General features: G+C 44.5%; 18 protein-coding genes, 1 tRNA gene and 1 riboswitch. Of the genes, 2 read left to right on the forward strand and 17 right to left on the reverse strand.

Annotated elements, in window-relative coordinates; all coding sequences use genetic code 11:
• Positions 1-15: 15 nt before the first annotated feature.
• Complete coding sequence (gene rpoC / locus BLW39_RS05075) at positions 16-3,672, reverse strand: DNA-directed RNA polymerase subunit beta' (protein WP_059379005.1); 3,657 nt, start codon at positions 3,670-3,672, stop codon at positions 16-18.
• A 23-nt stretch (positions 3,673-3,695) separates the two neighbouring features.
• Positions 3,696-7,316 carry a DNA-directed RNA polymerase subunit beta gene (gene rpoB, locus BLW39_RS05080; RefSeq protein ID WP_059379003.1) on the reverse strand — a complete coding sequence of 1,207 codons (3,621 nt, stop codon included), beginning with the start codon at positions 7,314-7,316 and terminating at the stop codon, positions 3,696-3,698.
• Positions 7,317-8,055: 739 nt separating this feature from the next.
• On the opposite strand from rpoB, the gene BLW39_RS05085 reads away from it, so the two are divergent.
• Positions 8,056-8,580, forward strand: a complete 525-nt coding sequence (locus BLW39_RS05085; RefSeq protein ID WP_059379001.1) for a hypothetical protein — start codon at positions 8,056-8,058, stop codon at positions 8,578-8,580.
• A gap of 32 nt (positions 8,581-8,612) precedes the next feature.
• On the opposite strand, the gene BLW39_RS05090 is transcribed toward BLW39_RS05085, so the two are convergent.
• The 3 genes from BLW39_RS05090 to trpS all read right to left on the reverse strand — a co-directional run bounded on the left by BLW39_RS05090 (position 8,613) and on the right by trpS (position 12,104).
• Entirely contained in the window at positions 8,613-10,064 is a 1,452-nt protein-coding gene (locus BLW39_RS05090; protein WP_059378999.1) for an amino acid permease, read from the reverse strand.
• Between the two features lie 96 nt (positions 10,065-10,160).
• Positions 10,161-10,331: riboswitch (Lysine riboswitch) on the reverse strand.
• Between the two features lie 18 nt (positions 10,332-10,349).
• Entirely contained in the window at positions 10,350-10,958 is a 609-nt protein-coding gene (locus BLW39_RS05095) for a hypothetical protein (RefSeq protein ID WP_143404255.1), read from the reverse strand.
• A 129-nt stretch (positions 10,959-11,087) separates the two neighbouring features.
• Positions 11,088-12,104: a tryptophan--tRNA ligase gene (gene trpS / locus BLW39_RS05100; protein ID WP_059378997.1), complete on the reverse strand. Its 1,017-nt coding sequence runs from the start codon at positions 12,102-12,104 to the stop codon at positions 11,088-11,090.
• 126 nt (positions 12,105-12,230) lie between these two features.
• Between trpS and BLW39_RS05105 the strand changes: the two genes are divergently transcribed.
• Positions 12,231-13,211: a ketopantoate reductase family protein gene (locus BLW39_RS05105; RefSeq protein ID WP_059378996.1), complete on the forward strand. Its 981-nt coding sequence runs from the start codon at positions 12,231-12,233 to the stop codon at positions 13,209-13,211.
• Between the two features lie 85 nt (positions 13,212-13,296).
• Here BLW39_RS05105 and BLW39_RS05110 read toward each other — a convergent pair.
• The 12 genes from BLW39_RS05110 to gpmA all read right to left on the reverse strand — a co-directional run bounded on the left by BLW39_RS05110 (position 13,297) and on the right by gpmA (position 23,290).
• Positions 13,297-13,368, reverse strand: a tRNA-Glu gene (locus BLW39_RS05110).
• Between the two features lie 90 nt (positions 13,369-13,458).
• A complete protein-coding gene (locus tag BLW39_RS05115) occupies positions 13,459-14,346 on the reverse strand; it encodes a LysM peptidoglycan-binding domain-containing protein (protein ID WP_059378992.1) in 888 nt (295 codons plus the stop codon).
• Between the two features lie 153 nt (positions 14,347-14,499).
• Positions 14,500-14,943, reverse strand: a complete 444-nt coding sequence (locus BLW39_RS05120; RefSeq protein WP_059378988.1) for a F0F1 ATP synthase subunit epsilon — start codon at positions 14,941-14,943, stop codon at positions 14,500-14,502.
• Positions 14,944-14,954: 11 nt separating this feature from the next.
• On the reverse strand, positions 14,955-16,355 hold the full coding sequence (atpD, locus tag BLW39_RS05125; RefSeq protein WP_059378982.1) for a F0F1 ATP synthase subunit beta: 1,401 nt from the start codon (positions 16,353-16,355) through the stop codon (positions 14,955-14,957).
• A gap of 61 nt (positions 16,356-16,416) precedes the next feature.
• On the reverse strand, positions 16,417-17,328 hold the full coding sequence (locus tag BLW39_RS05130) for a F0F1 ATP synthase subunit gamma (RefSeq protein ID WP_059378976.1): 912 nt from the start codon (positions 17,326-17,328) through the stop codon (positions 16,417-16,419).
• An 11-nt stretch (positions 17,329-17,339) separates the two neighbouring features.
• Complete coding sequence (atpA, locus tag BLW39_RS05135) at positions 17,340-18,854, reverse strand: F0F1 ATP synthase subunit alpha (RefSeq protein ID WP_059378970.1); 1,515 nt, start codon at positions 18,852-18,854, stop codon at positions 17,340-17,342.
• Positions 18,855-18,866: 12 nt separating this feature from the next.
• Positions 18,867-19,409: an ATP synthase F1 subunit delta gene (atpH, locus tag BLW39_RS05140; RefSeq protein WP_059378966.1), complete on the reverse strand. Its 543-nt coding sequence runs from the start codon at positions 19,407-19,409 to the stop codon at positions 18,867-18,869.
• 9 nt (positions 19,410-19,418) lie between these two features.
• Complete coding sequence (gene atpF / locus BLW39_RS05145) at positions 19,419-19,925, reverse strand: F0F1 ATP synthase subunit B (protein ID WP_114666325.1); 507 nt, start codon at positions 19,923-19,925, stop codon at positions 19,419-19,421.
• Positions 19,926-19,953: 28 nt separating this feature from the next.
• Positions 19,954-20,181, reverse strand: coding sequence for an ATP synthase F0 subunit C (gene atpE / locus BLW39_RS05150; protein WP_047975171.1), 228 nt, complete (start codon positions 20,179-20,181; stop codon positions 19,954-19,956).
• 105 nt (positions 20,182-20,286) lie between these two features.
• A complete protein-coding gene (gene atpB, locus BLW39_RS05155) occupies positions 20,287-21,009 on the reverse strand; it encodes a F0F1 ATP synthase subunit A (protein ID WP_059378962.1) in 723 nt (240 codons plus the stop codon).
• Positions 21,010-21,212: 203 nt separating this feature from the next.
• The gene (locus tag BLW39_RS05160) at positions 21,213-22,496 is read right to left on the reverse strand and encodes a solute carrier family 23 protein (protein WP_059378958.1); all 1,284 of its coding nucleotides are present in this window, start codon (positions 22,494-22,496) and stop codon (positions 21,213-21,215) included.
• 80 nt (positions 22,497-22,576) lie between these two features.
• Positions 22,577-23,290 (reverse strand): 2,3-diphosphoglycerate-dependent phosphoglycerate mutase, encoded by a 714-nt coding sequence (gene gpmA / locus BLW39_RS05165; RefSeq protein WP_059378956.1) that lies wholly within the window; start codon positions 23,288-23,290, stop codon positions 22,577-22,579.
• Positions 23,291-23,338 lie beyond the last annotated feature (48 nt).

Genomic DNA, 23,338 nt, shown 5'->3' on the forward strand with positions numbered 1-23,338 from the left:
GGTTTTCCAACAATTTTAGTCTTGGTTGTCAATTGTTTGAGCAACTTCGTCCAAAGATTGAATGTCTTCAGTATTTTCAGGTTGTGCAACCACTTCACCAACGACTTCAGGCTTAATCTTACGATATTCAGCCATTCCAGTACCGGCAGGGATAATCTTACCAATGATAACATTTTCCTTCAAACCGACAAGTGGGTCGTTCTTTCCGCGGATAGCAGCATCAGTCAAGACACGAGTTGTTTCTTGGAATGATGCGGCTGACAAGAATGAATTCGTTTCCAAAGCGGCCTTTGTAATACCAAGCAAAACTGGACGAGCAGTTGCCGGTACCTTACCAGCAAACAAGGCTGGTTCATTAGCACGCTTAAAGTCAGCAATATCCATCAATGTTCCTGGAAGCAAGTCAGTCTGACCTGGATCCATGACACGAACCTTACGCAACATTTGACGAATCATAACTTCGATGTGCTTGTCAGAAACTTCGATTCCCTGCAAACGGTAAACCTTTTGAATTTCTGAAAGCATGTATGATTCTGTCGTCAACGTATCAGTAACTGCCAACAATTCCTTTGGATCAACTGGTCCTTCGTTGATGGCATCACCACGGTTGATGATATCGCCTTCGCCAAAGCGCATCCGCGCAGTCAATGGCAAAGTATAAGTGCGAGTATCTGTTTCTCCTTCAATCGTCACTTCCTTCGTGCGTTCGGCAGGATTTTCTTCAATCGTTGTGATCTTTCCAGTTACTTCTGAAATTTCAGCACGTCCCTTAGGAATACGTGCTTCAACAATTTCTTGCACACGAGGCAAACCTTGCGTGATATCGTTTCCACCGGCAACACCACCCGTGTGGAAGTTACGCATGGTCAACTGTGTACCAGGTTCACCGATTGACTGAGCGGCAACAGTACCAACCGCTTCACCAACTTCAACTTCTTCACCCGTTGCCAAGTTTCGTCCGTAATCCAAGACAGAAACTCCGTGTTCAGTAGTTGAAGTAAAGACAGAGCGAATTGTTACTTCTTCGATGCCAGCTGCGTCAATCTTCTTAGCAGCAATTTCATCAATCATTTCGTTACGAGCAACAATCTTTTCACCAGTTTCTGGATCAAAGACTGACTTCATGGCGTAACGACCAAGAATTCGGTCATACAATGGTTCAACCACTGAGTTACCATCAAGGATTGCCTTAACAGCGACACCACGGTCAGAACCGTTGTCGTATTCACGAACAATAACATCTTGGGCAACATCAACCAAACGACGAGTCAAGTAACCTGAGTTGGCCGTCTTCAAGGCCGTATCAGACATACCCTTACGAGCACCGTGGGTTGAAATAAACATTTCCATAACAGTCAAACCATCACGGAAGTTTGATGTAACTGGCAATTCGATAATCTTACCACCAGGTCCGGCCATCAAGCCACGCATACCGGCCAACTGAACGAAGTTCGAGATGTTACCACGAGCCCCTGAATCCTGCATCATATAAATAGGGTTACGAGGGTCGAAGGTATCAATCAATTCGTCTTGGATAACGTCCTTGGCCTTTGACCAGATATCAATAACACGTTGGTAACGTTCTGAATCTGTAATCAAACCACGACGGAACTGCTTAGTAACCTGTTCCACTTCCTTGTGGGCGTCAGCCAAAATCTTTGGCTTATCAGCCAATTCAGTTACGTCAGTCATCGCAACAGTCAAACCAGATTGCGTTGAGATATCATAACCCAAGTCCTTCATCCGGTCCAACAACAATGACGTTTCAGTAACCTTGTAACGCTTGTAGACTTCGGCAATGATATCTGACAAGAAGCCCTTCTTAAAGGACTTAACAATGTCACGGTTTGCCAAGAAGTCATGAATATCTTCACCAGCATCCATAAAGAAGTCATCTGAGACGCCTTGGAAGTTGTCATCTGATGGTTCGTTAATGTATGGGAATTCAACTGGCAAGATTTCGTTGAAAATCAACTTTCCAACTGATGTCACCATAATCTTTGAACGTTGTTCATCAGTAAATGGCTTTTCGGCTGGGAAAGAAGAAGTTTGAATACCAACACGTGTTTGGTAGTGAACCAATTTGTTAGCAAAGGCAATCCGAGCTTCATCAACAGATGAGAAGATCATTCCTTCACCTTCACGGCCGGCTTCTTCAGTCGTCAAGTAGTAGTTACCAATCACCATATCCTGTGAAGGAGCAACGATTGGCTTACCATCCTTAGGTGCCAAGATGTGGCCAGCGGCCAACATCAGCAAACGAGCTTCCGCTTGCGCTTCATCAGACAATGGCACGTGAATGGCCATCTGATCACCATCGAAATCGGCGTTATAAGCTTCACAGATCAATGGGTGCAAACGCATTGCCTTACCTGAAACCAAGACCGGTTCAAAGGCCTGAATTCCAAGACGGTGCAATGTAGGTGCTCGGTTCAAAAGAACTGGGTGTTCCTTGATAACGTCTTCCAAAACGTCCATGACGTCTTCGTCGGCCTTATCAATCTTACGCTTAGCTGACTTCACGTTGCCGGCAAGGCCACGCTTAGTCAATTCGCGCATGATAAATGGACGGAACAATTCGATTGCCATTGGTCGTGGCAATCCCATTTGGTTCATCTTCAAGAATGGACCAACATCGATAACAGAACGACCTGAGTAATCAACACGCTTACCCAACAAGTTTTGACGGAAACGTCCTTGCTTTCCCTTCAACATGTGAGACAAAGACTTCAATGGACGGTTTCCAGGCCCTGAAACGGGACGGCCACGACGACCGTTATCCATCAAGGCATCAACGGCTTCTTGCAACATTCGCTTTTCGTTTTGAACAATGATGCCTGGGGCATGCAAGTCAAACAAACGCTTCAAACGGTTGTTACGGTTGATAACACGACGGTACAAATCGTTCAAATCAGAAGTGGCAAAACGGCCACCTTCCAACTGAACCATTGGACGCAAGTCAGGTGGGATAACTGGAATAACATCCATAACCATCCATTCTGGCTTGTTGTCTGATTGCAAGAAGGCTTCAATAATGTCCAAACGGCGAACCGAACGGACACGCTTTTGACCAGTTGCTTCTTGCAATTCATGCTTCAAAGCATCGGCTTCAGCGGCCAAATCAACGTCGGCCAACAATTCCTTAACGGCTTCGGCACCCATGCCGGCCTTAAAGTTTGCACCAAATTCCTTCTTGTAATCACGGTATTCGCGTTCTGTCAGCAATTGCTTCTTTTCAACAGGAGCATCACCGGGGTCAACTACGACGTAAGAAGCAAAGTAAATAACTTCTTCCAAAGAACGTGGTGACATGTCCAAGACCAATCCCATTCGTGAAGGGATTCCCTTGAAGTACCAGATGTGAGTTACTGGGGCTGCCAATTCAATGTGACCCATGCGTTCGCGACGAACCTTGGCTGAAGTAACTTCAACACCACAGCGGTCACAGACAATGCCCTTATAACGGATGCGCTTGTACTTTCCACAGGCACATTCGTAGTCCTTAGTTGGACCAAAGATTCGTTCATCGAACAAACCATCTTTTTCTGACTTAAGAGTACGATAGTTAATCGTTTCTGGCTTCTTGACTTCTCCATGAGACCAGTCATGGATTTGATCAGGTGAGGCCAGACCGATTTTCATACTCTCGAATTTATTAACATCGATTGCCATCTATTCGGTCACCTTTCTTTTAATTATTCTTGTTCATTATTGGCGGCTTGTTGACGGTCTTCATCATCGACCTTGTCAAAGGCAACCTTGACTTCTTCGTCATCGCGGTTCAACAAATCTGGGTTGGTCCGAGCCAACTTTTCCAAAGCATCAACTGGCAAGACTGAGTCGTCTTCGTCCATTTGCTTCAATTGAACAGCTTCACCTGTGTGGTCCAAGACACGCATATCAAGACCCAAGGCCTGCAATTCCTTCACCAAGACACGGAATGATTCCGGTACACCTGGCTTAGGGATTGCTTCACCCTTGATGATTGATTCGTAAACCTTCACACGACCAGCAACGTCATCTGACTTGTAAGTCAAAATTTCTTGCAAAGTATAGGCGGCACCATAAGCTTCCAGTGCCCAAACTTCCATTTCTCCGAAACGCTGTCCACCAAATTGAGCTTTTCCACCCAAAGGCTGTTGCGTAACAAGAGAGTAAGGACCGATTGAACGAGCGTGAATCTTATCGTCGACCATGTGGGCCAACTTCATATAGTGCATCACACCAACGGCAACACGCTTATCAAAGGCTTCACCAGTTTGTCCGTCATAGACAACAGACTTACCATCTTGTGGCAAACCAGCTTCGGCCAAAGCTTCTTCGATTTCATCATCAGAAGCACCATCAAAGACAGGAGAAGCAACGTGGATACCAAGCTTCTTAGCGGCAAATCCAAGGTGCAATTCCAAAACCTGTCCGATGTTCATACGAGAAGGCACACCCATGGGTGACAACAAGATGTCAATTGGGGTTCCATCTGGCATGTATGGCATGTCTTCTTCGGGAACAACGACTGAAACAGTACCCTTGTTTCCGTGACGACCGGCCATCTTATCACCGACTTGAATCTTACGCTTCTGAGCAATGTAAACACGAACCATCATGTTCACACCAGGAGCCAATTCATCCCCATTTTCAGGAGTGTAAATACGAACGGACTGAACAACCCCACCACCACCGTGTGGTACCTTCAAAGAGGTATCGCGAACTTCGCGAGCCTTTTCTCCAAAGATGGCGTGCAACAAACGTTCTTCGGCTGACAAATCAGTCACACCCTTTGGTGTTACCTTACCAACCAGGATGTCACCATCCTTGACTTCGGCTCCGACACGGATAATTCCGTTTTCGTCCAAGTCCTTCAACTGTTCTTCCCCAGTATTAGGGATTTCACGAGTGATTTCTTCAGGGCCAAGCTTTGTATCACGAGCCTCTGAATCATATTCTTCGATGTGAATTGATGTATAGACATCTTCACGGACCAAACGTTCGTTCAAAACGATGGCATCTTCGAAGTTATAACCGTGCCAAGTCATGAAGGCAATCAATGGGTTTTGTCCAAGGGCCAATTCACCCTTTTCCATTGATGGACCATCAGCCAAAACTTGGTCGGCATCGATTTGTTCCCCAACCTTAACGATTGGCTTTTGGTTATAGTTCTTACCACCGTTTGAACGACGGAACTTCATCAATTCGTAAGTATCCAATTGACCATCATCACGACGGACACGGATTTCCTTAGCATCAACGTATTCAACTTCACCAGCAGCGGTTGAAATAATGGCAGCACCTGAATCGTGGGCAGCCTTATATTCAACACCAGTACCAACGATTGGTGCGTGTGGGTCAAGCAAAGGAACGGCCTGACGTTGCATGTTGGCACCCATCAAAGCACGGTTCGAATCATCGTTTTCCAAGAAAGGAATAACTGATGTTCCAACAGAAACAACCTGCTTTGGCGAAACGTCGACATAGTCAATCTTTTCGATTGGCGTTTCGATGTTTTCTTCACCATAACGAGCCATGGCTGTCTTGTGAACAAATGATCCGTCGTCTTCCAACTCCGTGTTGGCTTGGGCAACGATGTAGTTATCTTCTTCATCGGCCGTCAAATAATCAATCTTTTCGGTAACCTTGTGAGTACCCCAATCAACACGACGGTATGGTGTTTCAATGAAACCATACTTGTTGATACGACCATAAGTGGCCAAAGAGTTGATCAAACCGATGTTAGGACCTTCGGGCGTTTCGATTGGGTCAATTCGACCATAGTGCGTGTAGTGAACATCTCGCACTTCAACACCGGCACGGTCACGCGTCAATCCACCAGGACCAAGGGCTGACAAACGACGCTTGTGGTTCATTTCACCCAATGGGTTCGTCTGATCCATGAACTGTGACAATTGTGAAGAACCAAAGAATTCCTTCACAGCAGCAACAACAGGACGAATGTTAATCAATTGTTGCGGTGTAACAGTTGCGGCGTCTTGGATTGACATCCGTTCGCGCACAACACGTTCCATCCGAGTCAAACCGATACGGAACTGGTTTTGCAACAATTCCCCAACCGAACGGATACGACGGTTACCCAAGTGATCGATATCATCAACTTGACCAACGCCTTCTTGTAGGTTCAAGAAGTAATTCATTCCAGCCAAGATATCAGCAGGGCGAACGTTGTGTTCGTCTTCTGGCAAATGACCGTTACCGATCAAAAGCAATGTCTTTTCTGGGTTTTCAGGTGATTCAATCTTAATCTTTTGCAAGATAACTTCGTCTTCTAAGACAGCGTCACCAGATGGTGTATAAGTAACCGTCTTGAAGTCTTCGCGGTCCAAGAATGGTGCCAACTTAGCCATGACAGCCTTATCAACGATCGTTCCCTTTTCAGCGATGATTTCACCAGAATCAGGATCAGCCAACGTTTCAGCCAAAGTCTGGTTTAACAAACGAGTCTTCAAAGAAAGCTTCTTGTTGATCTTGTAACGACCAACAGGAGCCAAGTCATAACGCTTTGGATCGAAGAAACGAGCAACCAAAAGTGCACGTGATGAATCAGCAGTCTTTGGTTCACCCGGACGCAAGCGTTCGTAGATGTCCTTCAAAGATTCTTCAACACGTGAATCAGACATGTTCTTGTGAACATCCTTTTCCAAGGTCATGTTCAAAGCTTCATAGTTGTCTGAGAAGATATCAATGATATCTGAATCTGATCCGAAACCAAGGGCACGAACCAATTCCGTCATCAACAACTTACGAGTCCGGTCGATTCGAACATTTGCAATACCCTTTGCATCCGTTTCGTATTCCAACCAAGCACCACGGTTAGGGATAACCGTTGTACCAAAGTGTGGGCGACCATTCTTATCAGCTTCCTGGTTGTAATAGATACCAGGGGAGCGAACTAACTGTGAAACGATTACTCGTTCTGCACCGTTAATAATGAACGTTCCCTGCTTGGTCATCAATGGGAAGTCACCAAAGAAGACATCTTGTGACTTGATTTCACCAGTTTCGTGGTTCGTCAAACGCAAGGTGACGTGCAATGGCGCAGAGTAGTTTGCATCGTGTTCACGAGCTTCATCAATGTTGTACTTTGGTTCCATCAATTGATAGTCCACGTACTCCAAAGACAAGTTACCCTGGAAGTCTTCGATTGGCATGATGTCGTTAAACATCTCCTTGATTCCTTCATCTAAGAACCATTGGTAGGATGCCAGTTGTACCTCGATCAAATTTGGAAGATCCAACACTTCTTTAATGCTGGCATATGATCGGCGGGTACGGTATTTACCATAATTTACTAAATGTCCTGCCACAGTATCACCTCATCTGTTATTCACTGTTTGCGCAAATTAAATATTACAATTTGATTACATTTTGCTAAATCCAGCCCTTTTGCCCTCCAAGAAGACACAAAAAAAGCAAGCCACGTTGTTTTAGTCAACAGCGGACGTTGCCTGATATAAGAGCTTTGGTGGACAAGAGATCACCAACTGCCATATTTATTTACAGTGTTACTGAGTATTATTCTACAGGCTTTTAACAAAAAAAGCAAGGGTTAACCGCTCTCTCACCGATCAATCCCTTGCTTGAAAAATGTTTGTTGTGACCATTTCTACTGCAATTATTTATTATGTACTGTGCATTCATTACATTAAGCTACTTGACTAATCCACTTCCATTACAAAAGGACCAGCCGATTTGTCATCATTTGGTCCTCTTTTCTCCCACCTAAGCGGATTAAAGAAGCAATCCATCGAACATCAAAAGAACAGTATCACCCTTTTTCGCAAAGTCTCTCCTTCTTTGCTACATTAAAAAAGATGAAATTATGTCACAACTATTACATTTTAACCGGATTTGCCCTCGTAAATCAACGTTTTTTGGTTAACCGCTGTTAACCATTAACGCTAGTTAGTAATTTTATTAACAAACTTTTATTTTAATGCTATACTAGAATCAGCTTACAATTTAGAATTGAAAGGATTGCCATGGAAAATTCGAGCCCCCTGACAACTGAACGTATTTTTTACGCTTATCTTCAAGTCGCCCGCTGTGCCGAAAGCCAAAAAAGATATTTCTCTAGCAAAAATTGCTGAAAAATTAGGAGTATCCCGCCAGGCAATTTTCAAAAATCACTTTCAAAATATCCCGGAGCTGACCCAATCGCTCCATTACTACGTGGATAACAAACCCTATCAATTAATCAAAGGCTTTGTTGACCAACAAGAAGGCTTCCATTTTCATGAGTTAATGAACTTCTTTGCCAAAACGGTGATTCCCGCCCTTTATGAAAAGCACGAATTCTTAGGGATCTTTTATTCAGAAGTTTCCGACCCAAGTTGGGCCCCCTACTTGAACCAGCGTTATGTCAAACTTCTTGCGCCATACTTTGACAACGCTGCCGGTAATCAGCACGGTCTGTCATCAACCACCCTATCGACTTTGTTAATTAGCCAGGTGATGGCAACCTTGAGCATCTGGCTGACAAAAGAAAAACCCGAAGTGCCCGACGTCTTCGCCGAACGCTTCGTCTATCTTTTTTCACATTCAATGCTCGACCTTTCTGCTAGCAAATAAAAAACAGTCACACTTGTGACTGTTTTTTTATTTTATTCAATAACCTTTGAATCAAGGTCAACTTGATCCAATGGAATCAACTTTGACTTCTTAACAATCTTATAAACAATGTATGGAATAACGACGATTGGCACTGACAAATAAGTCATGGCAATCTTTTCCCAATCAAAGTGAATGAAGGAAGTTGGGTCTTGCAAAACGATAACGACAATTGACAAGACGATGGCCAAAATTGGTCCAAATGGGAACCAGCGAGCCTTGTAAACCAACTTGTTCAAATCCTTTCCCTGACGGACGTAAGCCCGACGGAAACGGAGGTGAGCAAAGGCAATTCCAAGCCAAGCAATAAATCCTGACAATCCTGAGGCGGCAACCAACCAAGTATAGGCTTCACTTCCACCCTTAATGTCTGACAAAAAGGCAAACATTCCAACAAAGACTGTCAACAAGAGTGATGCCCAAGGAACACCAAACTTTGACAACTTAGAGAATACCTTTGGTGCCTGCCCCTTCTTGGCCAAGGCGTACAAAGTACGGTTAGCGGCATAAGTAGCTGAGTTAGCCGCTGAGATGATTGAAGTCAAGATAACCGCATTCATCAATGAAGCAGCAAAGGCAATTCCAGCATTCTTGAAGACAATGGTAAATGGTGAAACCGTGATGTCGTTGTTGTTAGCAGCTGACAACAAATTTGGATCCTTGTAGTATACCAAAGCTGAGATCACAAAGATGGCACCGATATAGAACAACAGGATTCGCCAAAAGACTGAGTTAATTGCCTTTGGCACTGACTTAGATGGATCTTTAGCTTCACCAGCCGTGATTCCAACCATTTCCGTTCCTTGGAAAGAGAAACCAGCAACTAAGAACACTGACAAGACACCCTGGAAGCCACCAACATAACCATGGTTTCCAACAGACAAGTTACGAAGAACATTTTCCTGTGAATGAATCACACCGAAAATGGTCAAAACACCGATTACCAAGAAGAAGATAATCGTGACAACCTTGATGGTTGACATCCAAAATTCCGCTTCACCAAAGGTTGAAACAGAGAACAAATTAATCAAGAAGATTAATGCCAAGACAATCGCTGAAAAAATCCAGGCTGGAACGTGGGGCAACCAGAATTGCGCCACCAAACCAACTGCAGAAACTTCCGCCGCGATTGTAATCGCCCAGTTAAACCAGTAATTCCATCCAAGGGCAAAACCCATGGCCGGTTCGATAAAGCGGTTACCATATTCTGAAAACGAACCGGTGGTTGGCATGTAGGTTGCCATTTCACCAAGGGAGGTCATCAGGAAGTAAACCATCACACCCATTACCAGGTATGCCGTAATGGCCCCCATTGGTCCGGCCGTTGATACTGTTGCACCAGAAGCTAAAAATAGCCCTGTTCCAATTGAACCACCCAAGGCAATCATCGACACGTGTCGCGTCTTTAATTCTTGTTGAATGGAATTTTCATTCTGTTCAGTCATTTGCATGACTCCTTTATTGATATTTCAAACAATAAAAAACCTGTTTTTGTCACAAAACAAAAACAGGCGGTAAATTCGTTCAATAATGATAGCAATGATTAGCAAAGCGCACCGTTAAAAACGACAGTCCAGCAAGTATTCCTCACTGTCCCAAGAATGATTAGAGCCACTACTCATTCTTTCGGCAACCGCACCTTTCTCACTTACTCGACACCTTGGCTAGATTCACAAGTGTTACTGATCTTGGTTGCAACCTCTTTGTTTGTTAACGTCATCTTAGCACAGTTAAATTTTACCGTCAACAGCAAATATAACTAACCAACTTTTAGCATTGCGCAAATAAAGCGCTGCCGCAAATCGGAAGAAGACATAGCCCAAAAGGGTTGAAGCCCAGGCAGTTGTGAAAGACAGGTCAATGCCGACAATCTTATTGCCGGCCACAATGACCCAGGTAATGATGTAAAAACCAGCAATTGTTTTTTTCACCCAGTTAGCAACCCGTAACCGTTGAATGAGAATGTTTTGCACCTGAAACAGCAAAAAAACCCACAATGTTAGGGATAGCTCTGGCATCGTTTGGTTAAACACCCAGCCCTGACGCCAGTTCAAAAAGACCACAGCCGACCAAACTAGCATCCCCAAAAACAACGCTGTCGCCGTCGCAATTGACCACCAAGAACCGACTTTATAACCCATACTACGAAGAAAAAAGGCCCAAATGATAATCGCCAACCAAACAAACCGGAGATTCCCCACGATATCGGCTGGAATTGCCAAAAATAAGAGGTGTTGTGCCACTGTTTGGGTAAAAATCGCCACCACCATGTCAACTACTTCCAAAATTGAGCTATTAAAGCGCAACATGGCAGATAGAATTAAAAATGTGAGAAACATGATTGTGACCCGTAGCGGTCTTTTTTTCATCGGAGAAATTAACAAGGTGATTCCTTTCAAAAACACAACTGACTGATACTCATAAGCAGTTTAAAATAACTTCAAATAAAAAGCAAAGCTAACGAACTATTAGCCAAAGTAATTAATACCCATTGCGGCGCGAACTTCCTGCATGGTTGCTTCGGCGCGGCGGTTAGCCTTCTCTGACCCATCCTTTAACATGGCCATCACTTGATCCATGTCCTTAGCATATTCGATTCGACGTTCTCGAATCGGTGCCAACTCAGCTTCCATCACGTCTAACAAGTGTTTCTTGAGCTTCATGTCACCCAAACCACCCACTTGATATTGTTCCTTTAACGATTGAACCCGTGCCTGATTAGGGTCAAAAATGTCCAAATACGTAAAGACAACATTGCCTTCTACGTGACCTGGATCTTCTACCCGAATATGAGTTGGGTCCGTATACATTGACTTTACCTTTTTGGCCAATGTATCCGCATCGTCTGACAGGAAAATTCCATTGTTTAACGATTTTGACATCTTAGCATTGCCATCAATTCCAGGCAAGCGGCCCTGCCCCTTTGGAGGATAAACCCCTTCTGGTTCAACAAAGACGTCCTTTTGGTAGGCGTTATTAAATGACCGAACTAATTCTCGGGTCTGTTCAATCATTGGCTTTTGATCATCACCGGCTGGCACTTTCTTCGCCTTAAAAATCGTAATATCAGCGGCTTCAGAAACTGGGTAAGTTAAAAATCCTGCCGGAATTCCCTCGCCAAAGCCCTTTTGCTGGATTTCAGCCTTAACCGTTGGGTTTCGTTCCAGCCGGCCCAAAGAAACCAAGTTCATGTAATACATGGTTAACTCAGCCAAACCAGGGATCTGAGATTGAACAAAGATTGTTGACTTCTTTGGGTCTAATCCTACAGCCAAATAATCCAAGGCCACTTCAGTCAATGAACGCCGAATTTTTTCTGGATCGCGTGCATTGTCAGTGAAAGCTTGGGTATCTGCAATCATAATATAGGGGTCAAATTCACCCGAATTTTGCATCGCCACTCGGTTCTTCAATGAACCAATGTAGTGGCCAATATGTAGTTTTCCTGTTGGGCGATCGCCCGTTAAGTAAATTTCTTTTTCCATGTCTCAATCTCTTTCTAGTATTAACTTCTCTATTATAGCGAAATCAAGATTAACTTGCAGGATTCTTAAATTATTGGTATATTATGAGAAAAAGATGAGTTTATTTTCATCAAGGAGGAGAACGATATGAAATATGCTGTTGTTGGAGCCGGTGCGATGGGGTTGCGTTATGGCTTGTTGCTGCAAGAAGAAGCAGGTCTTGATGTTGACTTTGTCGAGCCAACCCAGGCTTCAGTTGATATCATTCATGCACAAAATGATGTTGTTTACCGTTCTGTTGATCATCAGGACAAAACACCAATCAAGGTTAAAGTCTTTTCACCTGAAGAATATGAGGGTGATCCCGATGTTTGGATTTTCTTTGTCAAGCAGATGCAATTGGCAGACGCCTTGACTCGTCTGGCCCCTAAGTTCAAAGACCATCAAACGGCCTTGGGTGCAATGAACGGAATGGGCCACATCGAAAAGTTGCAAGCCTACTTTGATGACGAGCATATCATCGGTGGAACGGCCATGATTGCAACCATCTTGAATAACTTTGGTGACGTTGACTTTATCGGTGAGACTAGCTCTGTTTACGCTAATTTGACCGAAAAGCCATCCGCTGTAATGGATCAAGTCCAAAAGGATTTCCAAGCAGCAGGCCTAAATCCTTCTTACTCAGAAAACTTCATGGGAACACTGTTAACGAAGGTGGCCTTTAATTCCGTTGAAAACTCAATTGCGACGATGTTCCAAGCGCGGATGGGTCATTTGATTCAATACAAAGATTTCGTCTCAAAGATTGCCGCCCCTTTGGTTGCCGAGGTTTATGCTGGCACCAAGGCTGCAGGAATCGAACTAATCGAGACGGAAAAAGAAATGCTTGAACAGGTCGACTACGTTTCTCGTGTCGGTAACCCTTTGCACTTCCCTTCAATGTACCAGGACTTCGTTAAGGGACGCCCAACTGAGGTCGACTACATCAACGGCTATTTGGCTGATTTAGCTGAAAAGAATGGTGTTCCAGCGCCTAACCAACGCTTAATCACTAGCCTCGTTCACTTGGCGGAGGCAATGCGTGAATTTAACCCACCAGTCAACAAATTAGCCCAACCAGAAGATTAAAAATGGTGAACAAGCCGGTCAAATGACCGGCTTTTTTTATTTTTGGCCAACAAAAAAGCCGCAACCGAAGTTGCGACCTTTTTAGTAGCTCGTGAGAGAATCGAACTCTCGATTCCGCCGTGAAAGGGCAGCGTCTTAGCCACTTGACCAACGAGCCATGGTCAGTTGTTGCAAGAACTCTCGCTCAAACAACTATATTAGTATAGCAAGACTGGGTGCTGCCGTCAATAGCAAAATCAAAAAAAATTTAATACCAATTGTATTGCAAGTGATGGGCCAAGGCAGCCTGGGCGGAACCGTAACGATCTTGGATGTAAGCCTTCATAGCTTGCAACTGGTCTTGGTAATCGGTTGAGTTACCACCATAACGAGCTCGCAAAGTAGGAGACAATTGACCAATTCCAAAGTAGATTCCATTACGGGCATTCACATTGCCGCCAGACTCTTTCATAATGATTGTCTGCAAAGCTTGTTGCTCTGCTTGATCATAATCAAGGTTAGTAGTCTGGACAGACTGTGATGCAGCTGTACTTTGAACCTGAGTAGCCGCCTGCGAAGCGGGAGCCTGTGAAGCTGGTGCTTGACTAGTAGCTGCCTGGCTTTGTGAAGCCGACGCTTGGCTAGTGGCAGCTTGTGAGGCAGGTGCTTGACTCTGCGTCGCTGCCTGTGAACTAGCTTGGCTTTCGGCAGGTTGGGCAGTTGTTTGGCTAGCACCAGTCAACTGTAAGGATTGCCCAACAAAAATTTGGTTGGCATCCTTAATGTTGTTTTGCTGAGCTAATTGGTCAACACTAACCCCAAATTTTTTAGATAATGACCACAAAGTGTCACCACTTTGTACACGGTAATTACCTGATTGTGTTGCAGTTTGCGTCGTCTGACCTGAGGCTTGCTGATTGTTATTGGCAACTCCGATAATCAATTCTTGACCTTGATAAATTTGATCAACGTTTTGAATTTGATTGTCCTTGGCCAGCTGAGCCACAGTCGTATTAAAACGACTGGCTAAAGCTGATAGCGTTTCACCAGCTGCAACAGTGTGCTTTTGTACCTGGTCGGCGTTTGCCGCTTGTTGCCCAGCAACAACGGATCCAGCCAAACCAGCTGCAATCAGTAACTGTTTTTTGACGTTCATGTTCTACTCCTTTCTATTTTCAGCCTCAGACCCTTTTCAATTAAAAACGCCCAAGACTGCTATTGACCCTATCTTAACCCTTTTTACACCTTAAGTTTCTTAAAATAGTGATAAGAAAAAGGAGTTAGGCTAACCTAACTCCTCTTTTTGATCTTAATGACCTGAGCGAATCGAAGCAACATGGATTCGGTTGACCGCACGCATCAAGGCGACACGGGCCATATCCATTTCATGTTGGTTCTTAACCTCTTGTGCATGAGCAAGGCGTTCTTGCGCGCGTTGCTTAGCATTTTCGGCACGATTCACATCAATGTTATCGGCAATTTCAGCACTGTCAGCAATCACTGTTAACAGATTGTTTGAAAATTCCGCTACCCCACCGTTAACGGCAAGGGACTTTTCTTCCCCGTCTTTTTTGACGAGCAATTCATCAATGGCCATGGCGGCCATAATTGGTTCGTGGCCAGCCATAATTCCAAGTTGTCCTCCCTGTGTGTTAATCACAGCGATTTCAGCTTGATTTTGGTCGTAGACTAGGCCTTCGGGTGTCACGATTTTAACCGTGATCCCACGTTGGCTTGTTTCTTCATCAGCCATGGATTACCCCCTTATTGGGCCATCGTCTTGGCCTTATCAACCACTTGTTCGATAGCACCGACGTTACGGAAGGCATCTTCTGGCAAAGTATCATACTTACCGTCCAAGATTTCCTTGAATGAGCGAACAGTTTCTGAAACAGGAACATATTCACCCTTCACACCAGTAAAGGTTTCCGCAACTGAGAATGGTTGTGACAAGAAGAATTGGATTCGACGAGCACGGTTAACAGTAACCTTCTCTTCGTCTGACAATTCATCCATACCCAAGATGGCAATGATATCTTGCAATTCGCGATAGCGTTGCAATGTCCGTTGCACTTCAGTAGCAACTTCATAGTGGTCTTGACCAACAACTTGTGGGTCCAAGGCTGAAGAAGTTGATGCCAAAGGATCAACGGCAGGATAGATACCTTGTTGCGTCAATGAACGCTCCAAGTTAGTCGTTGCATCCAAGTGGGCGAAAGTCGTTGCAGGAGCCGGATCAGTATAATCATCGGCTGGCACATAAACGGCTTGAATTGAGGTAACGGCACCCTTCTTAGTAGAAGTGATTCGTTCCTGCAAACGTCCCATTTCAGAAGCCAAAGTTGGTTGGTAACCAACGGCTGAAGGAATACGACCCAAAAGGGCTGAAACTTCAGATCCGGCTTGCGTGAAACGATAGATGTTATCGATAAAGAGCAAAACGTCCTTACCTTCGTTATCACGGAATGATTCGGCCATTGTCAAACCAGTCAAAGCAACACGCATACGTGCACCAGGAGGTTCGTTCATTTGACCATAAACCATAGCAGTTTGCTTCAAAACGCCTGATTCCTTCATTTCGTGGTACATGTCATTACCTTCACGGGTACGTTCCCCAACTCCAGTAAAGACAGAAATACCATTGTGCCCTTGGGCGATGTTGTGAATCAATTCTTGAATCAGAACTGTCTTTCCAACACCGGCTCCACCGAAGAGCCCAATCTTTCCACCACGGATATATGGTGCCAGCAAATCAATAACCTTGATTCCTGTTTCCAAAATTTCCGTTGATGTTGCAAGTTCATCAAATTCAGGGGCGGTACGGTGAATAGGGTGGCGTTCAACTGAAGCGTCGACAGCACCTGCATTATCCACTGGTTCACCCAAGACGTTGAAAACTCGACCCAAAGTAGCTTCCCCAACAGGGACTTCAATGGGCTTACCGGTATCGGTCACGGCCATGCCGCGTTGCAATCCATCGGTTGAATCCATGGCAATCGTTCGGACAACTCCGTTTCCCAATGCCAAAGAAACTTCAACCGTTAATGTTTTGTCAGATCCCAAATCAACCAACAAAGCGTTGTTGATTTCAGGAACAACTTGCCCTTCTTCAAAGGCAACATCAACAACTGGACCGATCACTTGTACGACTTTTCCAGTAGTCATCGTTGTTTCCTTTCAAATTTAAACGTTTACTAAGCAAAGTTAGTAAAGACGCTGTTCTCACTTATTCCAAAGCAACCAAACCACCGGTAATTTCGGTGATTTCTGTCGTGATTTGTGCCTGACGTGCTCGGTTATATTGCAAATCGAGGGTGGCAATCAAATCGTCGGCTGAATCGGTTGCCGATGACATCGCCGTTGATGAAGCGGCATGCTCTGCAGTTTTGGCATCCAAAACGGCTTCAAAAACCAAAGATTGGATGTATTGTGGCAAAACCACATTCAAAACAGCAGTTGAGTCAGGTTCTGAATCGTAAGCTGCTTGGATTTGGAAATCCGAAGCGACTTCTTCATGGCTGTCATCTGAGTCAGCCAATGCTTCCTTCGTCAATGGTAGCAATTGCGTGTTTCGTTGATCAGATTCCAAACGGTTCACAAAGTGGTTGTAAACCAAGTGGAGTGAGTCAAACGCTTCCGCTTCATACAATGAAATCACTGTCTTTAACAACTGGCGAATTTCATTAAAGGTTGGGACATCGGAAATACCGCGGTGTTCCAAAGCAATGGAGAAGCCGCGCTGCTTATAAAAGTCAGCACCGTTCCCACCGATTGCAAGAATCACAGTATTATCTTTGTTTAAGTTGTGCTTTTCCATCAAGGCATTGGTTTCCTTGATGATGTTGGCGTTATAAGACCCAACCAAACCACGGTCAGAAGTTACAATCAAAATCCCCGTCTTCTTGATTGGTCGCTTAGCAACCATTGGCAAGTGAGCGGAATCCACGTTATCCAGCACGTGGGCCTCGATTAGGTGGCCAACGACTGCCTTCAAACGGTTAGCATATTCATGATAACCGTTTGATGAATTTTGGATTTTGCTCAGCTTAGCAGTTGAAACCAATTGCATCGCTGAGGTAATCTGCCGTGTGTTCTTTGTTGAGCTAATCCGGCGCTTAATATCTTGTAAAGAAGCCATGTTGCCTCCTTTTATTGATCAACAGAGCCAGCAAAGCCATCCTTAAAGCTCTTCACTGCAGCATCCATCTTAGATTCATCTGGCAAAGCCTTTGTTTGCACGATTTCGTCCAACAAAGCCTTTTGGCTTGCATCCAAGTATGAAACAAATTCTTCTTGGAAACGTTGCAAATCTTCGATTGCTACATCATCTAAGAATCCGTGCGTCAAAGCGTACAGAACAAAGACTTGGTGTTGAACGGACATTGGCGCATGCAATGGCTGCTTCAAGATTTCAACAGTGCGCTTACCACGATTCAACTTAGCTTGCGTTGCCGCATCCAAATCTGAACCGAACTGAGCGAAGGATTCCAATTCACGGAAGGAAGCTAAGTCCAAACGCAAAGTACCAGAAACCTTCTTCATTGCCTTAATCTGGGCGTCCCCTCCAACACGAGAAACAGAAGTTCCGGCATCAATGGCTGGACGAATTCCGGCATAGAATGAGTCGGAATCCAAGAAAATCTGTCCATCAGTAATCGAAATTACGTTGGTTGGGATATAAGCGGAAACATCTCCCGCTTGTGTTTCAATGATTGGCAAAGCCGTCATTGACCCACCACCGAGTTCGTCTGACAACTTGGCTGCACGTTCAAGCAAACGTGAGTGCAAGTAGAAGACATCCCCAGGGTAGGCTTCACGACCAGGCGGACGACGCAAGATCAAAGATATCTCACGGTATGCCGTTGCTTGCTTTGACAAGTCATCAAAGACAATCAAGACGTGCTTACCGTTGTACATGAATTCTTCACCCATGGCTGCACCGGCATAAGGAGCCAAGTACAACAAAGCGGCAGCTTCAGATGGACCAGCGTTAACAACAATGGTGTAATCCATTGCGCCCATCTTCTTCAAAGTTTCAACTTGTTCACGAACAGTTGAATCCTTTTGTCCAATGGCAACATAAACAACGATCATATCTTGATCTTTTTGGTTCAAGATTGTATCAATGGCGATTGAAGTCTTTCCAGTCTTACGATCACCAATGATCAATTCACGTTGTCCACGTCCAATTGGAACCAAGGCATCGATGGCCTTGATTCCAGTTTGCAAAGGTTCTGAAACGGACTTACGTTCCATAACTCCAGGAGCCTTCACTTCCACTGGTCGTGTCTTAGTAGTTTTCAAGTCGCCTAATCCGTCAATGGGTTGTCCCAAAGCGTTGACGACACGCCCAATCAATTCTTCACCAACTGGCACTTCCATGATGTGTCCAGTCCGATTAACTGTTTCACCTTGGCGAATTCCATCAGAACTACCCAAAACGATAATTCCAACTTCACTTTCTTCCAAGTTTTGGACCATACCGAATTCGCCGTTTTCAAATTCGACCAATTCACCAGACAAAGCGTTAGCCAAGCCAGTAGCTCGCGCAACACCATCTCCGATATAAGTAACGGTTCCAATTTCTTCAACAGTTAGCTTTGTGTCGAACTTTTCGAGCTGCTGCTTAATCAAAGCAGAAATTTCTTCAGCTTGAATCGCCATTTCTTTTCCTCACTAACCTAGTAATTCTGCCCGCATTTTGGCAATCTTTTTCTGCAATGAGCCGTCAATTAATACTGACTTAGATTGCATCACTACGCCACCAATGATGTCTTGGTCGACTTCAAAGGTAGGTTGGACTTCTTTTGCACCACTCTTCTTTTGAAAAGCGTTCTTCAAACGGTCTTTTTGATCATCATCAACAGCGACAGCTGTCGTAATCGTCACAGCTTCAATGCCGCGGCTTTGCTGGTAAAGGTCAAAAAATCGTTCAACGACATCTGGCAAAAATGAGAAGTGATGGTGAGCCAAAAGAACCTTCACCAAATTCACCACTGCATTATTTGCACCTTTTGTCAGTGCATCAACTAACCCATTTTGTTCAACTTCAGAAATTGTCTGAGCCATCAACAAAGCGGTCAATTCAGGTTCAGCGTTGACCACTGAACGAACGACCTGCAAGTCAGCTGCGATGTCTGTAAAGTCATCATGCTCGTCCGCGTAGGCCAAGATTGCTTGAGCGTATTGGTTAACAATTTTTTCTTTTTGCTTCGCCATACACCCTCCTTACTGCTGGTCTAGTTCTGCCAAGTAGGCATCAATCAAAGACCGTTGGTCATCTGCAGATAAGTTCTTTTGCATCAATTTGGAAGCGATTGTTACGGAAAGGTCCGCAACATCCTTCTTAGCTGTTGCCAACGCTTCACTTTTCAATTGATCAGCATCTGCCTCGGCTACCTTCTTCAAGCTCAAGGCTTGGTCGTTAGCAGTCTTCAAAAGTGCTTCGGATTGGTCCTTAGCTGACTTCTTGGCGTTGCTAATCACTTGGCTAGCCTGGTCTTTACCAGCAGCCAATTCTTGTTCACGTTGTGCAACCAATGCTGTTGCATCTTCGTTTGCCTTTTGGGCACTATCCAAATCGTTGTTAATTTTATCCGCACGTGCATCCAAAGCCTTCGTTAATGGGCCGTATGCAACGTACTTCAAGATAACCATCAGAGTAAGGAAAGCGACGATAATAAAGACCATATCGCCTAAAGGCATTGCCTTTGACATTGATAGTGTTGGAACCATCATTTCATTCCTCCCTCAGGGATTGTTTTTACTTGTTGATAAGTGTGAACGCCATACCCAAAACGATGATTGGTGTGGCTTCGGCCAAGGCCAATCCCAAGAAGGCACGTGACAAAAGCTTGTTTGCCAATTCAGGTTGACGAGACATTCCAGCTAGGAATTGTGAGTACATCACACCGACTCCGATACCACCACCGATAGCAGATCCCGCGAAGGCAATCCCGGCTGCGATTACGCCTAAGTTGTGTAAATCCATTATAATTCTCCTTTAGTGCTAAAACGCTTCGCGTTTTTTCTTTAGGGTTTGGATGATAGCGCTCCCGCGCGACGGCCTAACGCTTTGTTAGACCAAGTTGTTTTCCTACTCGTTACCAGATAACTGAGCCGTAAAGACACCAGTCAACATGACAAAGACGTAGGCTTGAATACCACCGATTAAGAGTGAAAATGCCTGCCATGCAATTTCCAATGGGAAGGCCAGGATAATCCAAAAGCCATTCAAGTGGGTTCCCCATGCTAAGCTTGCAAGCAAGTTGAGCATTAACTCACCGGCAAAGATGTTTCCAAAGAGCCGCAAAGCAAGCGTCAAGAAGTTCGTAAACTGCTCGACAACATTCAATGGGAACATGGCAACATAGGGTTTAAAGAACATGTTCTTTAGATAACCACCAAAACCAAGTGCTTTCACCCCAGTTCCATGGGCAAGCATCAACGACATAATCGCCAACGTGAAGGCAAAGAGTGGGTCGGCAGTTGGCGACTTCACATAAGTCACACCATTACCCATCTTAACTTGTAAGAGTAGGCCCATTTCGTTTGCCACAATCAAGAACAAGAAAAGGGTAAAGGCATATAAACCAAACTGCCGGGCTAAATTAGCCGGTAATTGATCACCTAAGATACCACGAACAAAGTCTAAGACATATTCGATGGCATTTTGCCCCTTACTTGGACGAATGGCGACTTTCCGGGTTAACAAAACCGCAATTAGGACTACGATTGACATCGCAATCAACGTCGAAATGATTGTCGTCCAATTAAACGTCAAACCCAAGAAAGAAAAGGTTGATGTCGGTTCATCCATCATTTTTCTCCTTTCTATAGAACTTATTTTGATGCAAGGCGTTGGGCGCATTCCTCAAAATATACCCCCAATAATACTCGTGAAATGGAGCAAATACAAGCGACTTTGTTTCAAATTCACAACATTTTTTCATTTATTTTTGCCTTGTTTAAAATAAACAACAATATGAAAAAAATGTTGAAAAACTCAGCCAAATCCCGTCCTTATGCATCCGATTTCGCCTGCTTTGGTAAGACCAAATTTAATACAATTCCCAAAACGGTTGCTAAAGCCACGCCAGAGAAGTCCACTTGTGAACTAAGTGCCAAATGGAAGTTCCCAATCCCCACAACCATCACTGGTCCGGCAATCATCAAATTTCTTTTCTGACCGTAATCGACATGGTTATCAACGATGACTTGCAACCCCGCGGCAGCGATTACCCCATAAAGCATCAAACCAACACCACCGGTGACAGCACCGGGTACCGTTCCAATTAAGGCCGATAATTTACCAATAAAAGAGAAGACAACTGCCAAAACAGCTGCGCCACCAATGACCCAAACGGAGTAAACTCGTGATAACTGCATCACGCCGATATTTTCACCGTAAGAAGTCACAGCCGGTCCCCCGAGCAAACCAGCCGCAACGGAAGCTAAACCATCACCCGCCAAGGTTTTATTCAAGCCGGGTTCCTTAAAGAAGTCTTGACCAGTAATCTTTGACAAAACCAACAAGTGACCCAGGTGTTCGGATAATGTTACCAAAACCAGGGGTGCCATGGTCAAAATCGCGATTGGATAAAACTGCGTTGCGTGACCGTTAGCCTGTGAAAAGAGAAAATCAAACTTTGGTAAGGCAAACCAGTGGGCCGAGGCTACCGGTGCCAAGTCAACCAAGCCAAAAGCCAAAGCCAACAAGTAACCCACGACAATTCCAATCAAAACCGGAATCAATCCTAAAAAGCCACCCAGGTACATGTTGCTAAAGATAGTCACCAGCAAAGTCGCCCCCGCCACCAAGAAAATCTTCGTATCATAGTGACCGTTTAATTGGGTAGCCGATTGGGCCGCCGTTGCGGCTAATGACAAACCAATCACCAAAATGACCGGCCCCACAACCTCTGGTGGGAAAATTTTGTCGATCCAAGCGGAACCAATTTGAGAGACGATGATGGCAATGATGAGGTAGACCACCCCAACCGCGACGACTCCTTGACCAACAGCTGAGTAACCAAAGGTTTTCAACAATGAAGTCATAGGAATGATAAAGGCAAAAGACGAGCCCATGTAGGCTGGAACCTTCCCCTTCGTTGTCAGTAAGTGAATCAGGGTTCCCACTCCTGATGAAAAGAGCGCCACCCCCGGATTTAAGCCAACTAAAATTGGCACCAAGATTGTAGCACCAAACATCGAAAAGAGGTGCTGTAGTGACAGACCAACCAGCGGCAAAAATGGTGGCCGCTCGTGTAAGTCATAAATCGGTTTTACGTGTTTTGTTTCTTCCATAATTTCAACAATCTTTCATTTCTTTACTTAATAAAAAGCCTACCGAGAAGAGTATTCTCCCAGTAGGCTTATGTTTGGGCTTAGGCACCCAAAGTCTTCTTTGACTTGATTGACAAATCATCGGCCAAATCATAAACGATTGGTTGACCATTGGCAATTTCAAGGTTCAAAATATCATCATCAGAGATGTTTTCCAAGTGCTTAGCAAGGGCACGCAATGAGTTACCATGAGCAGCAATCACAACGTTCTTACCAGCTTCCAAATCCTTCTTGATCTTAGCATCATAGAAAGGCAAAACACGTTCCAAAGTCACCTTCAAGTTTTCACCCAATGGCAATTCACCAAATGGAACATCTGCGTAGCGAGCGTCAAAAGCAGGGTAAGTCTTACCCTGAACTTCAACAGTTTCTTCGTAGTTTTCAAGCAATGGAGGCAAAACGTCATATGAACGACGCCAAATGTGCACTTGGTCATCGCCCCACTTTTCAGCGGCTTCTGCCTTGTTTTGTCCTTGCAAAGCGCCATAGTGACGTTCGTTCAAACGCCATGACTTTTCTTCAGGCACGTACAATTGACCAGCTTCTTCCAAAGCATAGTGCAAAGTTGTGATGGCACGAGTCAACACTGAAGTATAGGCCTGGTCAAATACCAATCCCTCTTCCTTCAAGAGTGCACCAGCTTGCTTTGCTTGGTCGATTCCCTTGTCAGACAACTTTGTGTCAATCCAACCGTTAAAGAGGTTCAATGCGTTCCATTCACTTTGTCCGTGACGGATCAAAACTAATTTAGCCATTAATGATTGCTCCTTTAAAATTCATTGATTATGATTCTTGATTATTAT

Source organism: Fructobacillus pseudoficulneus (assembly GCF_900108455.1).
Classification (GTDB): domain Bacteria; phylum Bacillota; class Bacilli; order Lactobacillales; family Lactobacillaceae; genus Fructobacillus; species Fructobacillus pseudoficulneus.

What these genes read in the sequence shown, in the direction of transcription:
- BLW39_RS05160 (WP_059378958.1), bottom strand. Translation starts at nt 22,496, where the DNA reads ATGGAAGAAACAAAACACGTAAAACCGATTTATGACTTACACGAGCGG.
- atpD (WP_059378982.1), bottom strand. Translation starts at nt 16,355, where the DNA reads ATGACTACTGGAAAAGTCGTACAAGTGATCGGTCCAGTTGTTGATGTT.
- BLW39_RS05090 (WP_059378999.1), bottom strand. Translation starts at nt 10,064, where the DNA reads ATGACTGAACAGAATGAAAATTCCATTCAACAAGAATTAAAGACGCGA.
- atpE (WP_047975171.1), bottom strand. Translation starts at nt 20,181, where the DNA reads ATGGATTTACACAACTTAGGCGTAATCGCAGCCGGGATTGCCTTCGCG.
- trpS (WP_059378997.1), bottom strand. Translation starts at nt 12,104, where the DNA reads ATGGAAAAAGAAATTTACTTAACGGGCGATCGCCCAACAGGAAAACTA.
- rpoC (WP_059379005.1), bottom strand. Translation starts at nt 3,672, where the DNA reads ATGGCAATCGATGTTAATAAATTCGAGAGTATGAAAATCGGTCTGGCC.
- BLW39_RS05115 (WP_059378992.1), bottom strand. Translation starts at nt 14,346, where the DNA reads ATGAACGTCAAAAAACAGTTACTGATTGCAGCTGGTTTGGCTGGATCC.
- atpA (WP_059378970.1), bottom strand. Translation starts at nt 18,854, where the DNA reads ATGGCGATTCAAGCTGAAGAAATTTCTGCTTTGATTAAGCAGCAGCTC.
- atpF (WP_114666325.1), bottom strand. Translation starts at nt 19,925, where the DNA reads ATGGTTCCAACACTATCAATGTCAAAGGCAATGCCTTTAGGCGATATG.
- BLW39_RS05130 (WP_059378976.1), bottom strand. Translation starts at nt 17,328, where the DNA reads ATGGCTTCTTTACAAGATATTAAGCGCCGGATTAGCTCAACAAAGAAC.
- atpB (WP_059378962.1), bottom strand. Translation starts at nt 21,009, where the DNA reads ATGGATGAACCGACATCAACCTTTTCTTTCTTGGGTTTGACGTTTAAT.
- BLW39_RS05105 (WP_059378996.1), top strand. Translation starts at nt 12,231, where the DNA reads ATGAAATATGCTGTTGTTGGAGCCGGTGCGATGGGGTTGCGTTATGGC.
- gpmA (WP_059378956.1), bottom strand. Translation starts at nt 23,290, where the DNA reads ATGGCTAAATTAGTTTTGATCCGTCACGGACAAAGTGAATGGAACGCA.
- atpH (WP_059378966.1), bottom strand. Translation starts at nt 19,409, where the DNA reads ATGGCGAAGCAAAAAGAAAAAATTGTTAACCAATACGCTCAAGCAATC.
- BLW39_RS05095 (WP_143404255.1), bottom strand. Translation starts at nt 10,958, where the DNA reads ATGTTTCTCACATTTTTAATTCTATCTGCCATGTTGCGCTTTAATAGC.
- BLW39_RS05120 (WP_059378988.1), bottom strand. Translation starts at nt 14,943, where the DNA reads ATGGCTGATGAAGAAACAAGCCAACGTGGGATCACGGTTAAAATCGTG.